The organism is Sphingomonas sp. 2R-10, assembly GCF_030062225.1.
Taxonomy (GTDB): domain Bacteria; phylum Pseudomonadota; class Alphaproteobacteria; order Sphingomonadales; family Sphingomonadaceae; genus Sphingomonas.
Genome location: NZ_JASCXF010000054.1, coordinates 1 through 17611, shown reverse-complemented (window position 1 = coordinate 17611; position 17611 = coordinate 1). Strand labels below are relative to the sequence as shown.

The 17611-nt window shown below is 68.6% G+C and carries 18 protein-coding genes and 1 tRNA gene; 9 read left to right on the top strand and 10 right to left on the bottom strand.

Annotated features, from left to right (window positions below; translation table 11 throughout):
* Window positions 1-5: 5 nt before the first annotated feature.
* Window positions 6-458 (top strand): Lrp/AsnC ligand binding domain-containing protein, encoded by a 453-nt coding sequence (locus QLH51_RS18340; RefSeq protein WP_125662097.1) that lies wholly within the window; start codon window positions 6-8, stop codon window positions 456-458.
* A gap of 12 nt (window positions 459-470) precedes the next feature.
* On the opposite strand, the gene QLH51_RS18335 is transcribed toward QLH51_RS18340, so the two are convergent.
* Both QLH51_RS18335 and QLH51_RS18330 read right to left on the bottom strand, forming a co-directional pair.
* A complete protein-coding gene (locus QLH51_RS18335; RefSeq protein WP_125662094.1) occupies window positions 471-1499 on the bottom strand; it encodes a DUF6976 family protein in 1029 nt (342 codons plus the stop codon).
* Window positions 1496-1741, bottom strand: coding sequence for a hypothetical protein (locus tag QLH51_RS18330; protein WP_125662091.1), 246 nt, complete (start codon window positions 1739-1741; stop codon window positions 1496-1498). The genes QLH51_RS18335 and QLH51_RS18330 overlap by 4 nt, the downstream gene beginning before the upstream one ends.
* Before the next feature lie 177 nt (window positions 1742-1918).
* Between QLH51_RS18330 and QLH51_RS18325 the strand changes: the two genes are divergently transcribed.
* Window positions 1919-2446: an alpha/beta hydrolase gene (locus tag QLH51_RS18325; protein ID WP_125662088.1), complete on the top strand. Its 528-nt coding sequence runs from the start codon at window positions 1919-1921 to the stop codon at window positions 2444-2446.
* 280 nt (window positions 2447-2726) lie between these two features.
* On the opposite strand, the gene QLH51_RS18320 is transcribed toward QLH51_RS18325, so the two are convergent.
* Window positions 2727-3197, bottom strand: coding sequence for an Lrp/AsnC family transcriptional regulator (locus QLH51_RS18320; RefSeq protein WP_125662085.1), 471 nt, complete (start codon window positions 3195-3197; stop codon window positions 2727-2729).
* Between the two features lie 101 nt (window positions 3198-3298).
* On the opposite strand from QLH51_RS18320, the gene alr reads away from it, so the two are divergent.
* Together alr and QLH51_RS18310 are read left to right on the top strand one after the other, a co-directional pair.
* Window positions 3299-4411, top strand: coding sequence for an alanine racemase (alr, locus tag QLH51_RS18315; RefSeq protein WP_206429281.1), 1113 nt, complete (start codon window positions 3299-3301; stop codon window positions 4409-4411).
* Complete coding sequence (locus tag QLH51_RS18310) at window positions 4399-5649, top strand: D-amino acid dehydrogenase (RefSeq protein ID WP_125662079.1); 1251 nt, start codon at window positions 4399-4401, stop codon at window positions 5647-5649. Before alr ends, QLH51_RS18310 begins: the two co-directional genes overlap by 13 nt.
* Before the next feature lie 15 nt (window positions 5650-5664).
* Here the strand turns inward: QLH51_RS18310 and QLH51_RS18305 are convergent, their stop codons facing one another.
* A complete protein-coding gene (locus QLH51_RS18305; protein ID WP_206429280.1) occupies window positions 5665-7686 on the bottom strand; it encodes an EAL domain-containing protein in 2022 nt (673 codons plus the stop codon).
* A gap of 424 nt (window positions 7687-8110) precedes the next feature.
* Here QLH51_RS18305 and moaA point away from each other — a divergent pair, with 424 nt between their 5' ends.
* The 3 genes from moaA to QLH51_RS18290 all read left to right on the top strand — a co-directional run bounded on the left by moaA (window position 8111) and on the right by QLH51_RS18290 (window position 10015).
* Window positions 8111-9109: a GTP 3',8-cyclase MoaA gene (moaA, locus tag QLH51_RS18300; protein ID WP_125662076.1), complete on the top strand. Its 999-nt coding sequence runs from the start codon at window positions 8111-8113 to the stop codon at window positions 9107-9109.
* Window positions 9106-9873 (top strand): NAD kinase, encoded by a 768-nt coding sequence (locus QLH51_RS18295; protein WP_125662073.1) that lies wholly within the window; start codon window positions 9106-9108, stop codon window positions 9871-9873. The genes moaA and QLH51_RS18295 overlap by 4 nt, the downstream gene beginning before the upstream one ends.
* Before the next feature lie 67 nt (window positions 9874-9940).
* A tRNA-Asn gene (locus tag QLH51_RS18290) sits at window positions 9941-10015 on the top strand.
* A gap of 43 nt (window positions 10016-10058) precedes the next feature.
* Here the strand turns inward: QLH51_RS18290 and QLH51_RS18285 are convergent.
* The gene (locus tag QLH51_RS18285; RefSeq protein WP_125662070.1) at window positions 10059-10475 is read right to left on the bottom strand and encodes a hypothetical protein; all 417 of its coding nucleotides are present in this window, start codon (window positions 10473-10475) and stop codon (window positions 10059-10061) included.
* A gap of 239 nt (window positions 10476-10714) precedes the next feature.
* On the opposite strand from QLH51_RS18285, the gene QLH51_RS18280 reads away from it, so the two are divergent.
* Window positions 10715-11326, top strand: a complete 612-nt coding sequence (locus QLH51_RS18280) for a CC0125/CC1285 family lipoprotein (RefSeq protein WP_206429279.1) — start codon at window positions 10715-10717, stop codon at window positions 11324-11326.
* 233 nt (window positions 11327-11559) lie between these two features.
* Here QLH51_RS18280 and secA read toward each other — a convergent pair whose 3' ends face one another.
* Both secA and QLH51_RS18270 read right to left on the bottom strand, forming a co-directional pair.
* Window positions 11560-14307 carry a preprotein translocase subunit SecA gene (secA, locus tag QLH51_RS18275; RefSeq protein WP_125662067.1) on the bottom strand — a complete coding sequence of 916 codons (2748 nt, stop codon included), beginning with the start codon at window positions 14305-14307 and terminating at the stop codon, window positions 11560-11562.
* Between the two features lie 90 nt (window positions 14308-14397).
* Complete coding sequence (locus tag QLH51_RS18270; RefSeq protein ID WP_125662064.1) at window positions 14398-14652, bottom strand: hypothetical protein; 255 nt, start codon at window positions 14650-14652, stop codon at window positions 14398-14400.
* A 189-nt stretch (window positions 14653-14841) separates the two neighbouring features.
* On the opposite strand from QLH51_RS18270, the gene argJ reads away from it, so the two are divergent.
* The gene (argJ, locus tag QLH51_RS18265; protein ID WP_125662061.1) at window positions 14842-16068 is read left to right on the top strand and encodes a bifunctional glutamate N-acetyltransferase/amino-acid acetyltransferase ArgJ; all 1227 of its coding nucleotides are present in this window, start codon (window positions 14842-14844) and stop codon (window positions 16066-16068) included.
* Between the two features lie 106 nt (window positions 16069-16174).
* Here the strand turns inward: argJ and QLH51_RS18260 are convergent, their stop codons facing one another.
* From QLH51_RS18260 to QLH51_RS18250, 3 genes are all read right to left on the bottom strand, one after another.
* Window positions 16175-16594, bottom strand: a complete 420-nt coding sequence (locus tag QLH51_RS18260; protein WP_125662058.1) for a hypothetical protein — start codon at window positions 16592-16594, stop codon at window positions 16175-16177.
* Window positions 16594-16917 carry a thioredoxin gene (trxA, locus tag QLH51_RS18255; RefSeq protein WP_125662055.1) on the bottom strand — a complete coding sequence of 108 codons (324 nt, stop codon included), beginning with the start codon at window positions 16915-16917 and terminating at the stop codon, window positions 16594-16596. The genes QLH51_RS18260 and trxA overlap by 1 nt, the downstream gene beginning before the upstream one ends.
* 47 nt (window positions 16918-16964) lie before the next feature.
* Window positions 16965-17611, bottom strand: a 647-nt coding sequence (locus QLH51_RS18250) for a PD-(D/E)XK nuclease family protein (protein ID WP_125662052.1), incomplete at its 5' end; no start/stop codon positions are given.

Sequence of the window (17611 nt, the reverse complement as noted above, 5' to 3'; positions counted from 1 at the left end):
ACAGGATGGACCATACCGACCGCAAGCTGCTGCGCGTGTTGCAGGCCGATGGCCGCATCACGAACCAGGCGCTGGCCGTGCAATGCGGCATCTCCCCCGCCGCCTGTTTCGAACGCGTCCGGCGGTTGCGCGAAGGTGGCGTGATCCGGGGCTACGCCGCGCTGCTCGATCCGGCGAAGCTCGACCGGTCGCTGCTGGTGTTCATCGAGGTGCTGCTCGACCGGACGACCGACGACGTTTTCACCGCATTCGCCAACCACGTCCGCGATCTGCCGGAAGTGCTGGAATGTCATATGGTTGCGGGCGGTTTCGACTATCTGTTGAAGGTTCGGATGGCCGATATGGACGCGTATCGCGCGTTCCTCGGCCGGACGCTGACCACCGTGCCCGGCGTGCGCGAGACGCGGACCTATGCCGTGCTGGAGGAAGTCAAGGCCACCACGGCGTTGCCGTTATGAGCCTGCGCGCCGTCAATCGCGATCGATCACCAGATAGACCATGGTCTGCGTCAGCAGCACGTACGCGATCTCGCCGAACGATACCGGCCCGGCGATGCCGGCGGTGTGGCGGCCTTCGAGGCCGGCATAGGTGTAGTTGAGGATGCAGTTGCAGCTGAAGGCGACTTCGCCGCGCGGCGTGCCGAGCCGGGCGGCGAATTCCCGTTCATAGTCGCCGATCGGTCGGGCGAAGCGATAGTCGATGCCGGGATGGACGGGGGCAAAGAAGCTCACCCGGCCGGTGTCCGCATCAATGTCCGCAGTCGCCACGTTGATGATCGCACCGTTGTAATCGGCGACCAGCGGCAGCCGCGTATCGACGCCGTTCGCGGCGATATGGTCGGCAAGGCGGGTGCGTACGCCGTCGATCGTCGCCCATTCGACCGCGAACCCCGCCGCATCGTCGCCATCGCCGAAATTCAGGACCGGACCGGCCGGATCGGGTTCGAACAGGTTGACGATATCGACCCGGGCATAGGCGGTGTCGGGCAGCGCGACGTGCAGCACGACCGCGTGATCGCCCGACGCCGTGCCGGTACGACCGTCGAACACCAGCGGCCGGTCGATGGCCGCCCGGTCGCCGGCGACGCCGGTCACCCAGCCGACCACCGGACGCTTGAACATGCCCCGCCAGTCCAGCCCGCCCAGCGCAAAGTCGCGATGGACGTCGCTCTGCCCGGGCATGATGACGATGGTATAGCCGTTGTCGGGGCCCAGCGCCGCCATCTCGGGCAGCGCGGCGCGATCGAGCAGCCCCAGCCACGCGACCGATGCGATCGTCGGCAGCGGCTGGACGAATATCCGTTCGCGCTCGCACGTGCCGCCCGCTTCGCTGGTCATGAAATAGGGGCTGGTCCCGCCGATCCACTCGCCGCGCGGCAGGCTGGCGAGCAGATGCCCCTCGCCCGCCAGCACCAGCGCGTCGCCGGCCGCCAGCATCGCCGTCACCTCAGCGACGGAGTAGAGCGAACGCTCCGGCTGATACGGGCTCGGGCCGGTCATCGTGCTGTTCCCTGGAAGATCGTCGCGAAATCGTCGCGCGCGAAACGGAAATTGTCGCGGAAGAAGGTGCGCAGTTCGTCGACCAGCGCGGTGCGATCGGCATCGGGGCGCTGATAGGCGTGGGTCAGGCGGATCATTAGGATGCGCAGCGCGAGGCATTTATAGGTCGGGCGCGCCTGTCCCGACAGCAATGCGTGCCAGCGTCCGTCCGCCGGCGATGGAATATCCGTCGCGCCTGTCATACCGATCGATCCTTTGCAGCGATCGCTATGTCCGATCATCCGTTAACATCGTGTATGCGATCCCTTCGCGCCTGACGGCGGCGGCGGGGCGCTTCGTCGCCGGGCGGACCGATCGCGCTTGCGCAGGGGCCGCGCTGTGTTAGCTTTCCGGTCGAAGCCCGAACCGGAGACGCGCCGATGGTCGCCCTAGCCAATCGTTACCCGGTCCTCGCCCTGACCGATGGCGCCCCGCCACCGGCGCTGGCGGAGGCGATCGAACGGTTGCGCGCGACGCTGCTGCCGCTGGGTCGCGGGACCGATGGCGATCGCAACATGCTCGGCGCGCGGATCGACCGCTTCGTGGGCGAATCGGACGGGCAGGTCATCCTGCTGGCGCATGGCGCGGGGTGCCGTGCGGCGGCATGGTGGGCGCGATTGTCCCCGAGCCATTATGTGCAGCGGGTGAAGGGGGCGATCCTGGTCGATCCGGTGATCGAACCGGCCAGCGACCGCTTCGCATCGCCGCCGACGCTGCTGCCGTTCCGGTCGATGACCGTCGATGGATCGGGACGGATCGAGGCGCTGGCCCGCGAATGGGGCAGCGAGATGCTGCCGGGCGACAGCGCGGTGCGCGGCGGCGGACTGCTCGGCCTGATCGAGCGGATGAGCGGCGCGGTGGTCGCGCACGACGTGCGCACGGCGGAGAAGCTGGCGCGGTTGCGGTAGGGACTGCTGGCTTCCCGGAACCGTAGTGGCGCAAGAGGTTCTCACACGGGTATCGCGTGATGGCATGCGGGAAAACCGTTCGTGCTGAGCAGGGACTGAGCCTGTCGAAGGCCCGTATCGAAATACCCGCCGCGAGCGGTCCTTTGATACGCCGCTTCGACAGGCTCAGCGGCTACTCAGGACGAACGGACCGAAACGGATAGGCCGGTCGTCGTTCCCGACGGAAGCTTCCCGACAGGCTCGAAGCTGCTTGGACCGGGCGGGTCTGGAGAACGCGACGTCACCCCCGCCGCCGCGGCATCAGCGCGTTGCGCATCGCGAAGCTCGAATTGATCCGCGTCACGCCGGGCAGGCGCGACAATATGTCGGTATGGAGCGCCTCGTACGCCGCCGCCGATTCGACCGCGGCACGCAGCCAGTAATCGGACTGGCCCGCCATCAACCAGCATTCCTGGATTTCGGGATGGCGGCGGACGGCGGCTTCGAAGCGGGAGAGATATTCCTCGGTCTGTCGCTCCAGCGTCACCTGTACGATGACGGTCGCGCCGTGATCGGCGGGGTCGGCGCGGGTGACGACGGTATAGCCGCGAATGACCCCGGCATCCTCGAGCAGCCGCACGCGGCGCAGGCAGGCCGATGGCGACAATCCGACCTCCGCCGCCAGCGCGTTGTTGGTGCGGCGCGCGTCGAGCCGCAACAGGTTGAGCAGTTTGCGGTCGATCGCATCCAGCGCCGTGTTCGTTGCGTTCATGGTGCAGAATGTTGCGCAGCCGGTCGAAATTGGCAAATCCTGCGGCGCAATCGCAGCTATTGTCGTTCGAACGGCGCTACGCTGGCCGGCACGGAGAGAGCATGAGCCTGTTGACGATCGACCTGAACGCACTGGTCGCCAATTACCGCACGATCGCGGCGACGGTCGCGCCGGCACGCGCCGCGGGGGTGGTGAAGGCTGATGGCTACGGGCTGGGCGCGCGCCCCGTCGCCGATGCGCTCTACGGCGCGGGATGCCGCGATTTCTTCGTCGCGCTGACCGGCGAGGCGAGCGCGCTGCGCCCCGCCCTGCCCGCCGATGCGCGCCTGTTCGTGCTGAACGGCATCGCGCCGGGCGAGGAGGTGCCGCTGATCGCGGCGGACGCGATCCCAGTGCTCAACGCTCCGGCGGATATCGCGCGCTGGCGCATGGCGGCGCGGCTGGCCGGGCGGCGGCTGCCCGCGGCGGTGCAGGTCGACAGCGGCATGTCGCGGCTGGGGCTGGCCCCGGCGGAGGTCGCGGCGATCGCCGCCGATCCGCTGCTGCTCGACGGGATCGAGGTCGTGCTGGTGATGAGCCATCTAGCCTGCGGCGACGAACCCGGTGCCGCCGCCAACGACGCGCAGCGGGCGCGGTTCGCGGAACTGGCGGCGATGCTGCCCGATGCGCCGCGCTCGCTGGCCAATTCGGGCGGGTCGTTTCTGGGCGGGGGATTCCATGGCGACCTCGTCCGGCCGGGCATCGCGCTCTATGGCGGGGCGCCGCAGGGGGCGGAGGGACCGGTGATGCGACCGGTCGTGGCGCTCGACGCGCGGATCGTGCAGGTCCGCGACGTTCCCGCGGGCATCGGCGTCGGCTATGGCCTGACCTGCGTCACGGACCATGACCGGCGGATCGCGACGCTGTCCTACGGCTACGCCGATGGCTGGCCGCGGATGCTGGGCAACCGGGGGGCGGCCTATGTCGCGGGGGTGCGCGCCCCCATCGCGGGGCGGGTGTCGATGGACAGCATCTGCATCGACGTCAGCGACGTGGCGCCCGATGTCCTTGCACGCACGCCCCATGCCGAGTTGATCGGCCCCAACCAGACGATCGACCGGGTCGCCGCGGATGCGGGCACGATCGCGTACGAAATTCTGACCGGCCTGCGCCACCGCCATGCGCGGCGGATCGTGGCGGTTCACGGACGGGAGGATGTCATATGCGGATCGTGATCGCGGGCGCGGGGGTGATCGGCGTCACCTCCGCATGGTATCTCGCACAGGCCGGGCACGAGGTCGTCGTGATCGACCGGCAGGCGGGACCGGCGCTGGAGACGAGCTTCGCCAATGCCGGCGAGATTTCGCCAGGCTATGCCTCGCCATGGGCGGCGCCCGGCATTCCGGCCAAGGCGATGAAATGGCTGTTCATGCAACACGCGCCGCTGATCCTGCGGCCGCAGCTGGACCTGGCGATGCTGCGCTGGCTGGTGGCGATGCTCGGCAACTGCAACGCGCGCGACTATGCGGTGAACAAGGGGCGGATGGTGCGGCTGGCCGAATATAGCCGTGACCGGCTGATCGAGCTGCGCGCCGCGACCGGCATCGCCTATGACGAACGGACGCAGGGTACGTTGCAGCTGTTCCGCGAGGAGCGGCAGCTGGCGGGAATCGACAAGGACATCGCGGTGCTCAAGGCCGACGGCGTCGCCTACGAGGTGCTCGACCGCGCCGGCTGCATCGCCGCCGAACCGGGACTGGCGGGCAGCAACATGGCGCTGGCCGGGGGCCTGCGGCTGCCGGGCGACGAGACGGGCGACTGTTTCAAGTTCACCAACCGCCTTGCCGAGATGGCGGCGGGGGCGGGTGTCGAGTTCCGCATGGGCACCACGATCCGGCGGCTGGTGCGGCAGGGCGACCGGGTGACCGGCGTGCAGACGGACACGGGCGTCGTCACCGGCGATGCGTATCTGGTGGCGGCGGGCAGTTTTTCGCCGCGGCTCGTGGCGCCGCTGGGCATCCGGCTGCCGGTGTATCCGGTCAAGGGCTATTCGATCACCGTGCCGATCGTCGACGAGGGCCGCGCGCCGGTGTCGACGCTGCTCGACGAAAGCTACAAGGTAGCGATCACGCGGCTGGGCGACCGTATCCGCGTGGGCGGCATGGCGGAGATTTCCGGGTTCAACAACGACCTGCCCGAAGCGCGCCGCGCGACGCTCGAATATTCGCTGGGCAGCCTGTTCCCCGGCGCCGGCGATGCGTCGCGGGCAAGCTATTGGAGCGGTTTGCGGCCGATGACGCCCGACAGCACGCCGGTGATCGGCGCGACGAAGCTCGGCAACCTGTTCCTCAACACCGGCCACGGGACGCTGGGCTGGACGATGGCGTGCGGATCGGCGGCGGTGATCGCCGACCTGATGTCGGGGCGGCAGGCGGCGATCGAGACGGCGGACCTGTCGATCGCACGGTATTGACGCCGGGCCGCGGCGCTACCCCAGCAGCGCCGCCAGCGCGGGCACCGTCAGCGGCTCGGCGCACAGGAACCCCTGGTACAGCTGGCATCCCTCGGTCGCCAGCGCGTCGCGCTGTTCGACGGTTTCGACCCCTTCGGCGATGACGGTCAGGTCGAGCGAGCGGGCCATGTCGATGACGCCGCGCACCACCACCCGGTCGCGGTGCGAACCGACGATGTCCTGCGTCAGCCGCCGGTCGAGCTTGAGGTAATCGAGCGGCAGCGCCTTGAGATAGGCGAGGCTGGAATAGCCGGTGCCGAAATCGTCGATCGCCACCCGGCATCCGGCGCGACGCAGCGTGGCGAGCAGCCCCGCCGCCTCGCCCAGTTCGGTGATGAGCCCGCTCTCGGTGATCTCAACGGTCAGCCGGTCGCGCGGAAACCCGCTGGCGGCGGCGGCGGCGAGCAGCGTTTCGGCGAAGTCGTGCTGCGCGACATCCTCGGCAGTCACGTTGATCGACAGGCGCAGGCGCGACAGCGGCGCGTCCCATGCCGCGGCGATACGCATCGCCAGTTGCTGGACATGCGCCGACAGCCGGGCCGACAGCCGCGCCTGTCCAGCCGCGGCGAAGAGCAGTTCGGCACCCAGTTCGCCGCGATCGGGATGCGCCCAGCGCGCCAGCGCCTCGACCCCGACGATCCGGCCGGACAACAGGTCGACCTGCGGCTGGAACAGGATCGCGATCTCGCCCCGGTCGATCGCGCGGCCGACCTCGCCCGACAGGCCGTCGGCGTCGCCGGCCGGCGCGCGCCGGGGACCGTCATCGGCCCGCCCGCCCGGCAGGCCGCCCTGCCCGCGCAGGATCAGCGCGGCGCCATCCTCGCCCGGTTCGGCCAGTACCACCGCCTGGCGCAGGCCCAGCGACACCACCGCGCTGCCCGCGACGAACGGACGCGCTAGCGCCTGCGCCACCGCCGCCTCCAGCCCGGCATCGGCACCGTGCGGCAGCAGCACCGCGAACGCGGTACCGCCCAGCCGCGCCAGCGTCGCGCGGGCGACCCCGGCATCGCGCACCGCCTGTTCGATCCGCCGCTCGACCGCGCGCAGCAGCATGTCGCCGACGACGCGCCCCTGCTGGCGGTTGATCGGGTCGACGCCGCTGACCGCCAGCACGCGCACCCCCGGCCGCTCGCCCGCCTCGATCCGGCGATCGAGCCAGCGCGCCGCACCGGCATGGTCGCGTACCGACCCCAGCGCCTCGCGCACCACTGCGCCGATATCGCCGACGCGCGCCAGCGGTTCGACCAGCGCATGCAGCCGCCCGCTATGCGCGTCGCGCGCGACATGCTGCACCACCCGGCCGAGCCCGGGCAGGTCATGGGCGAAGGCGGTGGCGGGCAGCTGTTCGGTCAGCCGGCGGATCGCGGCCAGCGCGGGTTGCCGCCCGTCGGGGCCCAGCGCGCGCAGCAACGTGCGCGGGTCGCTGGTCTCGGCGAAACCGGTCGCCTCGGCCAGCGCGGGCGTCAGTTGCAGCGAGCCGCGCTCCGCATCGTGGCGCCAGCCGAGCGGCGCGCCGGCCCCGGCCGCCGGATCGTGCCAGCCGCCGCCCATGCGCAGCACGTGCCGCTCGGCCGAGCGAACCGCCTGCAACAGCACCTCGCCCGCGATCGGGCTGACCACGAAATGCGTCGCCCCGGCATCGTGCAGCGCGCCCAGCCGGTCGACGTCGCCGCGCGACACCAGCACCAGCAGCGCATCGCCATGCCCGGCGATCCGGGCCAGTTCGGCGGTGGCGGCGATGCCGTCGTCGATCGCGCCCCGCGCATCGACGATCGCGATCGCCGTACCGCTGGCGGCGACGCGCTGGCGCAGGCCGTCGGCACGCCGGGCGGCCACCACGCGCCAGCCGGCCCGCGACAGGACGGCGGCAAGCTCGTCGCGCTGCCGGAACGACAGGACGAACAGCGCGCGCTGCTGCTGCGCTGCATCATGGCCGTGCCAAATGGTCAGATCCCCCCCATCGCGCTCGACTGTATGGCGGCGGTTGCGGATCGGCAATGGACACCTTGGATGGTCGGTCGGCGGAGTTCGCAGGTCGTGCGGCAATGGTCGCGCTGCGATCGTGGCTGCCGGGTTCGAAAGGCTTTCCACCGTACCGCCGCGCAGAGGGCGCCAGATGCCGACGGGCATTCGCGGCGGCGGCATGGACGCGTACCCCCGCGCAGGCGGGGGTCCAGAGCGATATGCGCAGGCCGTTGTTCTGCCTGACCCTAGGCCCCCGCCTGCGCGGGGGTACGGCGCGGCGATGGGCCGGCGTCGAGGACGGGCAGACCGGACCCCGCCTGCGCCGGGATACGGCGAGAGCGTAGCGCGTGCGGTACTTTCGCAGAGGTGTTGATGACCTCCAGGGGGACCGCGGCACAGCGGACGGGCGACCGCGCGACCTTGTCCTGCCCCGCATTGCCTCCTACCTTGCGCTGCAATGTCCTGCGCCCCTTCCCTCATCGACGCGCATGGCCGCACCATCCGCTATCTGCGCATCTCGGTCACCGATCGCTGCGACCTGCGCTGCCGCTATTGCATGGCGGAGGCGATGTCGTTCCTGCCACGTGCGAAGGTGCTGAGCCTCGAGGAAATCGCCACGATCGCCGAACGCTTCGTGGCGCGCGGGATCGACAAGATTCGCCTGTCGGGTGGCGAACCGCTGGTCCGGCGCGGGGTGGCCGAATTGTGTACGCGGCTGGGACGGATGGTCGGCAACGGGCTCGACGAACTGACCATGACGACCAACGCCACGCGGCTGCGCGACCATGCGCCCGCGCTGGCCGCGGCGGGTATCCGGCGGATCAACGTCAGCCTCGACAGCCTCGACGCCGATATCTTTCGCTACGTTACCCGGCATGGCGACGTCGCGCAGGTGATCGACGGCATCGCCGCCGCGCGCGAGGCGGGGCTGGCGGTCAAGATCAACATGGTGGTGCTGAAAGGGCTGAACGAGGACCATGTCGGCGACATGCTCGACTGGTGCGGGCGCGAGGGGCACGACCTGTCGCTGATCGAGACGATGCCGCTGGGCGCGATCGACGAGGACCGCACCGACCGCTTCGTGCCGCTGACGCGGGTGTTCGACACGCTGTCGGACCGCTTCACCCTGACGCGCGACACCCACCGCACCGGCGGGCCGGCGCGATACTGGCGGGTCGGGGAGCATGGCAACCGCCTGGGCCTCATCTCGCCGCTGACCGCCAATTTCTGCGGCGGGTGTAACCGCGTCCGGCTGACGACCGAGGGCAAGCTGTACCTGTGCCTCGGCCATGACGACCATGTCGACCTGAAGGACGCATTGCGCACCGGCGGGATCGATGCGGTCGACGCCGCGCTGGACGAGGCGTTGCCGCGCAAGCCCGCCGCGCATGATTTCCGGATCGAGGCCGGGGCGGCGCCCGCCGTCGCGCGGCATATGAGCGTCACCGGCGGATGACCCGGCTTGCCCTGCTCGCCTCCCCCACCGCGCAGGCACGCGCGGCCGAGGAAACGCTGCGCGCGCGCTACGACTGGGTCGGGGTCGAGGACGCCGACCTGATCGTGGCGCTGGGTGGCGACGGGTTCCTGTTGCAGGTGCTGCACATGCTGCTGGAGCGGCGCAATACCGTGCCGGTATTCGGCATGAACCTCGGCACCGTCGGGTTCCTGATGAACGAATGGCGGATCGACGAGCTGGAACGGCGGCTGGGCCGGGCCAGGCCGTTCCGCGTGTCGCCGCTGACCATGACCGCGACGACGATGGACGGCGAGGTCCGCGTGCTGCCGGCAATCAATGAGGTGTCGCTGCTGCGTGAGACGCGGCAGACGGCGAAGCTGGAGGTCATGCTGAACGACCGGGTGGTGATGCCCGAGCTGGTGTGCGACGGCATCCTCGCCGCGACGCCCGCCGGGTCGACGGCGTACAACCTGTCCGCCAACGGGCCGATCCTGCCGATGGGATCGGGGATGCTGGCACTGACCCCGATCAGCCCGTTCCGCCCCCGCCGCTGGCGCGGCGCGATCCTGCCCGACAAGGCGCGGATCACGCTCAGGGTACTGGAGCCCGAGAAGCGCCCGGTATCGGCAGTCGCCGACCAGCGCGAGGTGCGCGATGTGGCGCAGGTCGACGTGGTGGTCGACCGGGTGCGTGACCTGACGCTGCTGTTCGATCCGGAACATGCGCTGGACGACCGGATCACGATGGAGCAGTTCGCCGGCTGACGCGGAAAAGTGAAATAAGGCGTTGCAAAGCTGAAATCGGCTGGTAAAGACGCGGCCTCGCAGTTGTTCCCTGATAGCTCAGCGGTAGAGCTCTCGACTGTTAATCGAGCGGCCGTAGGTTCGAATCCTACTCAGGGAGCCAGCGACACCATTGAAATCGACGGATATTCTTCCGACCCGATGGTTCAGGGCCGGTGCGGCATCCTGTCGCTTTGCGGGCGGCAGCCAAAGGCCTGGAACATGTCGGGCAGATCGTTCCGCCGCGGCGTACCGCGCAGCATCTCCCCTTCGATGATCGCGCAGCGCCGGTCGTTATGCCATGCCGATTGCCGCGCCTTGACGAATACCTGTCCTGCCGACAGCACCGTCATCACCGCTACCCCGACGAAAGCACCACGTGCGATCTGTCGCACCAGCACGCTGTCCGAACGGTGCGATCGTTCGAGCGTCAGAGCGATGAAGAAGGCGCACAGCCCGCATCGCGCCAGTTCCACCGCATCGGCATAGCGGATCAGCGGCGCGCTGAACCATGCGAGAGCCAGCAGGCCGATGCCATAGCCCCAATATCTCCGGCTGATATCCTCCTGTGCGCCGTCCGTCATGCTGCCCCCGATCTTCGCCGTCCGCAGCGTACCGCCGCACGGTTGCGAAGGCGACTATCCTTGCGGCATTTCGTCTGCAAAGCTGTATGCTTGGCGAACCGGTTGCCGTTCAGCCGCCGCTAATCTCGTTTGATGCACGTTCCGCCGGTCCGTACCACGGACCCGAACCGGCGACTGTTCGTTGCTATGGCATGGATAAGCGCCATGAGTCGGGAACCATGGCGGCATTGGAGAAACTGATGTTGCTGCACCCTACGTCCCGTGCCCGCCTTCGCGCGATCGGCACCACCCTTGTCGGGGCGCTGGCCCTGGCGGCCTGCGCGACGCCGACCCCCTATCAGCCCGCCTCGGGTTCGGGTTTCTATCGCAACGGCTATAGCGACCAGCAGATCGAACCCAATCGCTATCAGGTGAGCTTTGCCGGCAACAGCCTGACCTCGCGCGAGACGGTCGAGCGCTATCTGCTGTACCGTTCGGCGCAGCTGACGCTGGAGCGCGGCTATGACTATTTCCTCCTCGCCGACCGCGACACCAACCTGCGCAGCCGCACCTATTCGACGCCCGGCGTCGGCGGGTTCGGCGGCTGGGGCGGCGGCTTCGGCTGGGGCGGCTGGGGCCCGGCATGGCGCTATCGCAGCCCGGCGTTCGGCTGGCGCTCATGGGATCCGTTCTGGGGCGATCCGTTCTTCGGCAATACGATGGATATCCGCACCGTCGACAAGTACGAGGCGATGGCCGAAATCGTGCTGGGACGTGGGCCCAAGCCGTCGAACAACGTCCGCGCCTTCGACGCGCGCGCCGTGTTGCAGAGCCTCGGGCCGAGCGTGATGGAGCCCGAACCGCGGCGGTGATGCTGCGATAGGGCAGGAGACGGGAAGGCCGCCGTTCCCATGGGGGACGGCGGCCTTTTTTTGTCATCTATTCCGTCGCCTCAGCGCAGGCTGGGAGGACGGCAGTTGCAGCGCCTCGCAGTCGCAGGAGGAAACCGTATCCCCGCGCAAGCGGGGATCCAGAGCCCCGAGGCGCCGTGCTCCGTCACCCCGTATCCCGCCTGCGCGGGGATACGAGGGCATGTCGCCCGCCCCTACGCCACCAGCGCCCCGTGGCAATGCTTGTACTTGCGGCCCGACCCGCACGGGCACGGCGCATTGCGGCTGACGCGGCCCTCCCAGCTGGCCGGATCGTCGCCCAGGTCCTCGTCGGGCTGGGGCGCGGCCATCTGCAGCATCGGCACGCGGGTGGTGACGAGGCCGGGCGTACCCTCCCCGCCCCAGCTGTCGTCCTCGCCGGTCAGCGGGTCGATGTGCATCGTCAGGAAATCGGGCAGCTCGGGCAGTTCCGGCGGCGCCTGGAAGTTGAAATTGGCGTGCGCCATCGTCCGGGTCACGTCCTCGCGGATGCTGGCGAGCATCCGCTCGAACAGCGCGAACGCCTCCTGCTTGTACTCGTTGATCGGCGTCTTCTGCGCATAGGCGCGCAGGTGGATGACGGCGCGCAGCGCATCGAGCATCGCCAGATGCTCCTTCCAGTGATGGTCGAGCGTCTGGAGCAGGATCGACTTCTCGATCTGGGTCCAGCTTTCGGCATCCAGTTCGGCCGACTTCGCATCGACCAGCGCATCGGCGTCGTTGCGGATGCGCTCCTCGAGCGTCTCGGCGTCGAGCCCGTCCTCGTTCGCGATCCAGTCGGCGACCGGCGCGTCGACGCCCAGCAGTTCCTGCGCCCGCTCGCGCAGGCCCTCGACATTCCACTGCTCGGGATAGCTGTCGGGCGGCACGGCGTCGCCGACGACGGTGTTGACCGTCGCGTGGCGCATGTCGATCACCACGTCGCCGACCGTCTCGGCATCCATCACGTCGGCGCGCTGTTCGTAGATGACCTTGCGCTGGTCGTTCATCACGTCGTCATATTCGACGACCTGCTTGCGCACGTCGTAGTTGCGCGCCTCGACCTTCTTCTGCGCGGTTTCGATCGCGCGCGACAGCCACTTGCTGCCGATCGCCTCGCCGTCCTCGATGTTGTTGCGCATCATCTTCGCAAACAGCGTATCCGGCCCGAAAATCCGCAGCAGATCGTCGTCGAGGCACAGGTAGAAGCGCGACAGGCCCGGATCGCCCTGCCGCCCCGACCGGCCGCGCAACTGGTTGTCGATGCGACGGCTTTCGTGGCGTTCGGTGCCGAGGACGAACAGGCCGCCGGCTTCCAGCACCTTCGCCTTTTCCTCGATGATCTCGGCCCGGATGCGCGCCGCGACCGCGTCATATTCGCTCGTCCCCTCGACCAGGTCGGGATGTTCGTCGAGCATCCGGAACTCGAGATTGCCGCCAAGTTGAATATCCGTACCCCGACCAGCCATATTCGTGGCAATGGTCACCGCGCTCAGTCGACCCGCCTGCGCCACGATATGCGCTTCGGATTCATGGTAGCGCGCGTTCAGCACCTTGTGGTCGACGCCCTCCTGCGTCAGGAATTCCGACAGCATTTCCGACTTTTCGATCGAGACGGTGCCGACCAGCACCGGCTGGCCCTGCGACGCATGTTCGCGGATCTTGCGGGCGATGGCGCGGAACTTGTCGTCGAGCGTCTTGTAGAATTCGTCCTCCTCGTCGACGCGGCGGACGGCCACATTGGTCGGGATCGACACCACGTTCATCTTGTAGATGTCGAAGAATTCGGGCGCCTCGGTCGCGGCCGTGCCGGTCATGCCCGACAGTTTCGGGTACATGCGGAAATAATTCTGGAAGGTGATCGAGGCAAGCGTCTGGTTCTCAGGCTCGATCGTCACGCCTTCCTTCGCCTCGGTCGCCTGGTGCAGGCCGTCCGACCAGCGGCGGCCGTCCATCATGCGGCCGGTGAATTCGTCGATGATGACGACCTTGCCGTCCTTCACGATATAGTCGGTGTCGCGCTTGAACATGATGTTCGCACGCAGCGCCTGGTTCACATGGTGCACGACCTGCGTGTTTTCGAAGTCGTAGAGGTTCGCACCGATCAGCAGCCCGGCATCCTCCAGCATCCGCTCGACCTTTTCGGTGCCGTCCTCGGTCAGCACGATCGACTTCTGCTTCTCGTCCTTCTCGTAATCCTCGGCCGAGAGACGCTGCACGACCTCGTTCACCGAGCGGTAAAGGTCGGACTTGTCGTCGGTCGGGCCGGAAATGATGAGCGGGGTGCGCGCCTCGTCGATCAGGATCGAATCGACCTCGTCGACGATCGCGAAGTTGAACGGACGCTGGGTCATCGATCCGCGGTCGAACTTCATGTTGTCGCGCAGATAGTCGAAGCCGAATTCGTTGTTCGTGCCGTAGGTGATGTCCGCGCCATAGGCCTCGCGACGCTGATGATCGGCGAGGTTCGGCACGATCACGCCGGTCGTCAGGCCGAGGAAACCATAGATCTGCCCCATCTGCGCCGCGTCGCGTCGCGCCAGATAGTCGTTGACGGTGACGACATGGACGCCGTCCCCCGGCAGCGCGTTGAGGTAGCAGGCCAGCGTTGCGACCAGCGTCTTGCCCTCGCCCGTCCGCATCTCGGCGATCTCGCCGCGATGGAGGACGATGCCGCCGACCATCTGCACGTCGAAATGCCGCATGCCGAGCACGCGGCGCGCGGCTTCGCGCACGGTCGCGAACGCTTCGGGCAACAGCGCGTCGAGCTTGGCGCCGTTGGCAAGTTGCTCACGGAACTTCGGCGTCTGCCCGGCCAGCTCCTCGTCGGACATGGCGGTCAGCGCGGGTTCGAAGCCGTTGATCTTGTCGACGATCGACCCGAGCGACTTGACATAACGGTCGTTGGACGACCCGAACAGCGATTTGGCGAGGCCACTGAACATGGGCGTGGTTCCTTGGAAGTACGAGACGCGCGCCGCGATACATTCGCCGGCTGCGCTGGAATGAAGGGGTCGGAAAGGCGCGGTTGCGCGCTATTCGTGGGTGCGCAGCGTGCGTGCGCGGACCGCGACATGGGGCGCAGGCGTCAGGAACAACGGCCGCGGATCGCGCAGCAGGGGCTGCGTTAGGCGGGCCGTGGCCGCCGATGGTGCAGCGACGACCGCGACCGCGATCCGCCCGGCCACCACCTGCGCTGCCGCCACCTGCCGCGCATTCGCGACGCCCACGCCGGGAAGCAGGCCGGTCAGGCCCGTCAACAGCGCGGAGAGGAACAGCAGCAACCGCAAGCGAGTACGTCCGGACGTTATGGTTTTGCGACGGAATGCCCGGTCGCACACGCCGCTGACATAGGGAAGCGGCGGCCTCGCGTCCACCCGCCCGCAACAAAGCGTTGCAACGCGGGCGCCCATGGGTAGGAACCGTCCCACCTTCCCCCCTCCCTGCCCCAGGCAGGACCAGTCCGGACACCGTGCCCCATGTCGACTGCCGTCTCCCCGCTCGCCACGCCCTTCCCCGCGCTGCCGCCGATCGGGGGGGTGACGCTGCGCGTGGCGCGGGCGCACTACAAGACATGGGACCGGTGCGACCTGACCTTCGCGACGCTGGCCGAGGGGACGGCGGTGGCGGGGGTGCTGACCAGCAGCAAATGCCCCTCGCCCGAGGTCGAATGGTGCCGCCGGGCACTGGTGCTGGGCCGGGCGCGGGCGCTGGTGGTCAATGCGGGCAATTCCAACGCCTTCACCGGCGACCGAGGGCGCGCGGCAGTCGAGGCGATCGCGGCGCGTACCGCACAGGCAATGGCGTGCCAGCCGTCCGACGTGTTCGTGGCCTCGACCGGCGTGATAGGCGTGCCGCTGCCAATCGACAAGGCCGAAGCCGGGCTGGACGCCGCGTTCGTCGCCGATCCGTGCGACTGGGAAGCGGCGGCCGAGACGATCGGCACCACCGACACCTTTACCAAGGGCGCGTTCACGACCGCGAAGGTCGGCGACCGCACGGTCAAGCTGGCCGGGATCATCAAGGGATCGGGCATGATCGCGCCCGACATGGCGACGATGCTGGGCTTCATCTTCACCGACGCCGCGGTCGAGCCGGCGTTCCTGCAAAGCGCGCTGGAGGCGGCCAATCGCCAGACCTTTTCGTGCATCACGGTCGACGGCGACACCTCGACCAGCGACACGGTGCTGGCGTTCGCGACGGGGGCCGCCGGCGGCGAACCGATCGCATCGTTCGACGATGACGGTGCGGAGGCGTTCGCAGCCGCGCTGCACGACCTGTGCCGCCAGCTCGCGCATCTGGTGGTGCGCGACGGCGAGGGCGCGTCGAAGTTCATCGCGGTGACCGTCGAGGGTGCCGAAAGCGACGGCAGCGCGCACCGCATCGCGATGAGCATCGCCAACTCGCCGCTGGTCAAGACCGCGATCGCCGGCGAGGATGCGAACTGGGGCCGGGTGGTGATGGCGGTCGGCAAGGCCGGCGAATCCGCCGAGCGCGACAAGCTGGCGATCCGGTTCGGCACGACGCAGGTGGCGGAGGGCGGTGTAGCGGTCGCCGGCTATGACGAAGCGCCGGTCGCGGCGCATCTCAAGGGGCAGGAAGTCGAGATCGGGGTGGAACTGCACCTTGGCGAAGGGCGCGCCACGGTGTGGACCTGCGACCTGACGCACGGCTATATCTCGATCAACGCGGATTACCGGAGTTGATCCTGCAAGCCGAAAACGTCGCTCCCGGGAAGGCCGGGACATCAAGTGGCTCCTGCGGCGGGTCATCACCGGGAGATCCCAGACTTCGCCAGGATGACGTTCAGGGCTAACGAGGGCGCAGATCGCCCAGCGGTTCGATCGAAAGGATGCGGGTGACAATCACCTCGCCGTCGCTCATGCCCATATGGCCGAATCCGCAACGCTGACCGGGTGGTGCCTCGACCGAAGCCTTGCCAACGAAGCGGACGCGATATGCCTTGCCGAACTCGGTCTGAATCGACGGCAGATCGTTGAAGGCAGCGCGCTTACGGTCATCGAACCATATATTCCTCGCCCGCCATGGCAGCGTTGCGACCTCTGCCGTCCCTTCGAAAAAGCGCGAACCTTCGAAGTCGTTTGCCCAGATGCCGCGCCACTCGCGTTCCGCCGTGTAACGGATGGCATTTCGATCGCAGCCTGGTTCATCGCCGGGCGGCGGCGGAACCGGCAGCGGCGCCGCCTGTAACAGCAGCGCCGCCAGCAGCATCAGCCCAGTTCACCTTCCAGCCACGCCTTCAGCTGGCTCTTCGGCCGCGCGCCCAGCAGGTCGGCGACCGGCTGACCGTTCTTGAACAGCTTGAGCAGCGGGATCGACTGCACCCCCAGCGAGCCGGCGGTGTCGGGGTTGGCCATGATGTCGACCTTGGCGATCGTCACCTTGTCGCCCAGTTCGTCGGCGATTTCCTCGAGCGCGGGGGCGATCATCTTGCACGGACCGCACCAGTCCGCCCAGAAATCGACCAGCACCGGCTTGTCGGATTGCAGGACATCGGCGGAAAAGCTGGCGTCGGTAACGGTCTTGGTCGGCATGGGAATCTCCTTCTTGCCCGGATATCTATGGATGCGCGCCCGTCACCTCAAGCTTCGCGGGGCAAGCTTTGTTCCCCTGCCCCCAAGCCGGGCTTGTGCCGGTCGAGCAGGGTGTCGGGCAGGGCGAACAGCGTCGGCCCCGCGGTGTAGAGCAACGCCGCCTCGACCGCGCGACCGGGAAAGATGACGGCGAGCGCCGCGGCATAGGCCGCCATCTGTTTCAGGTGATAGACCGGAATGTCGTCGATGCCGGGCGGCACGCGGCGGCCGGTCTTGAAATCGATCACGCGCACCGTCGTCGCGCCGACGCACAGCCGGTCGACGGTGCCCGCCACCACCTGCGTACCGACGACGGCGGCGATCGGCGCTTCGGCCAGCGCATCGGGACCGAACAGCTCGGCAAAGGCGGGATCGTCGAGCACCGCCAGCGCATCGCGCGTTACCCGGCGACGCAGCGCGGCGTCCTCGACCCCCGCGGCCCCGGCCAGCCAGCGTTCGGCGGCGTCCGCCCGATCCGCGCGCGGCAGGTCGGGCAGGCGTTCGAACAGCTGGTGCAGCAACCGCCCGCGCTCGGCCGCCGCGCGCATCGTCGCGGTCGGCGGCGGGTCGGACACTTCGTCGTCGCCCAGCGCGGAAGGGGCGAGCGGGCGCGGCGGGCGGGCTTCGGCGGGCGCCGGCGCGCGGAGCCACGCGG

Bases quoted from the DNA above. Each gene is read 5' to 3' on its own strand.
- QLH51_RS18320 (WP_125662085.1), bottom strand. From the start codon at position 3,197: ATGAACGCAACGAACACGGCGCTGGATGCGATCGACCGCAAACTGCTC.
- moaA (WP_125662076.1), top strand. From the start codon at position 8,111: ATGTCCTGCGCCCCTTCCCTCATCGACGCGCATGGCCGCACCATCCGC.
- secA (WP_125662067.1), bottom strand. From the start codon at position 14,307: ATGTTCAGTGGCCTCGCCAAATCGCTGTTCGGGTCGTCCAACGACCGT.
- QLH51_RS18335 (WP_125662094.1), bottom strand. From the start codon at position 1,499: ATGACCGGCCCGAGCCCGTATCAGCCGGAGCGTTCGCTCTACTCCGTC.
- trxA (WP_125662055.1), bottom strand. From the start codon at position 16,917: ATGCCGACCAAGACCGTTACCGACGCCAGCTTTTCCGCCGATGTCCTG.
- QLH51_RS18295 (WP_125662073.1), top strand. From the start codon at position 9,106: ATGACCCGGCTTGCCCTGCTCGCCTCCCCCACCGCGCAGGCACGCGCG.
- QLH51_RS18340 (WP_125662097.1), top strand. From the start codon at position 6: ATGGACCATACCGACCGCAAGCTGCTGCGCGTGTTGCAGGCCGATGGC.
- QLH51_RS18310 (WP_125662079.1), top strand. From the start codon at position 4,399: ATGCGGATCGTGATCGCGGGCGCGGGGGTGATCGGCGTCACCTCCGCA.
- argJ (WP_125662061.1), top strand. From the start codon at position 14,842: ATGTCGACTGCCGTCTCCCCGCTCGCCACGCCCTTCCCCGCGCTGCCG.
- alr (WP_206429281.1), top strand. From the start codon at position 3,299: ATGAGCCTGTTGACGATCGACCTGAACGCACTGGTCGCCAATTACCGC.
- QLH51_RS18325 (WP_125662088.1), top strand. From the start codon at position 1,919: ATGGTCGCCCTAGCCAATCGTTACCCGGTCCTCGCCCTGACCGATGGC.
- QLH51_RS18330 (WP_125662091.1), bottom strand. From the start codon at position 1,741: ATGACAGGCGCGACGGATATTCCATCGCCGGCGGACGGACGCTGGCAC.
- QLH51_RS18260 (WP_125662058.1), bottom strand. From the start codon at position 16,594: ATGCTGCTGGCGGCGCTGCTGTTACAGGCGGCGCCGCTGCCGGTTCCG.
- QLH51_RS18285 (WP_125662070.1), bottom strand. From the start codon at position 10,475: ATGACGGACGGCGCACAGGAGGATATCAGCCGGAGATATTGGGGCTAT.
- QLH51_RS18280 (WP_206429279.1), top strand. From the start codon at position 10,715: ATGTTGCTGCACCCTACGTCCCGTGCCCGCCTTCGCGCGATCGGCACC.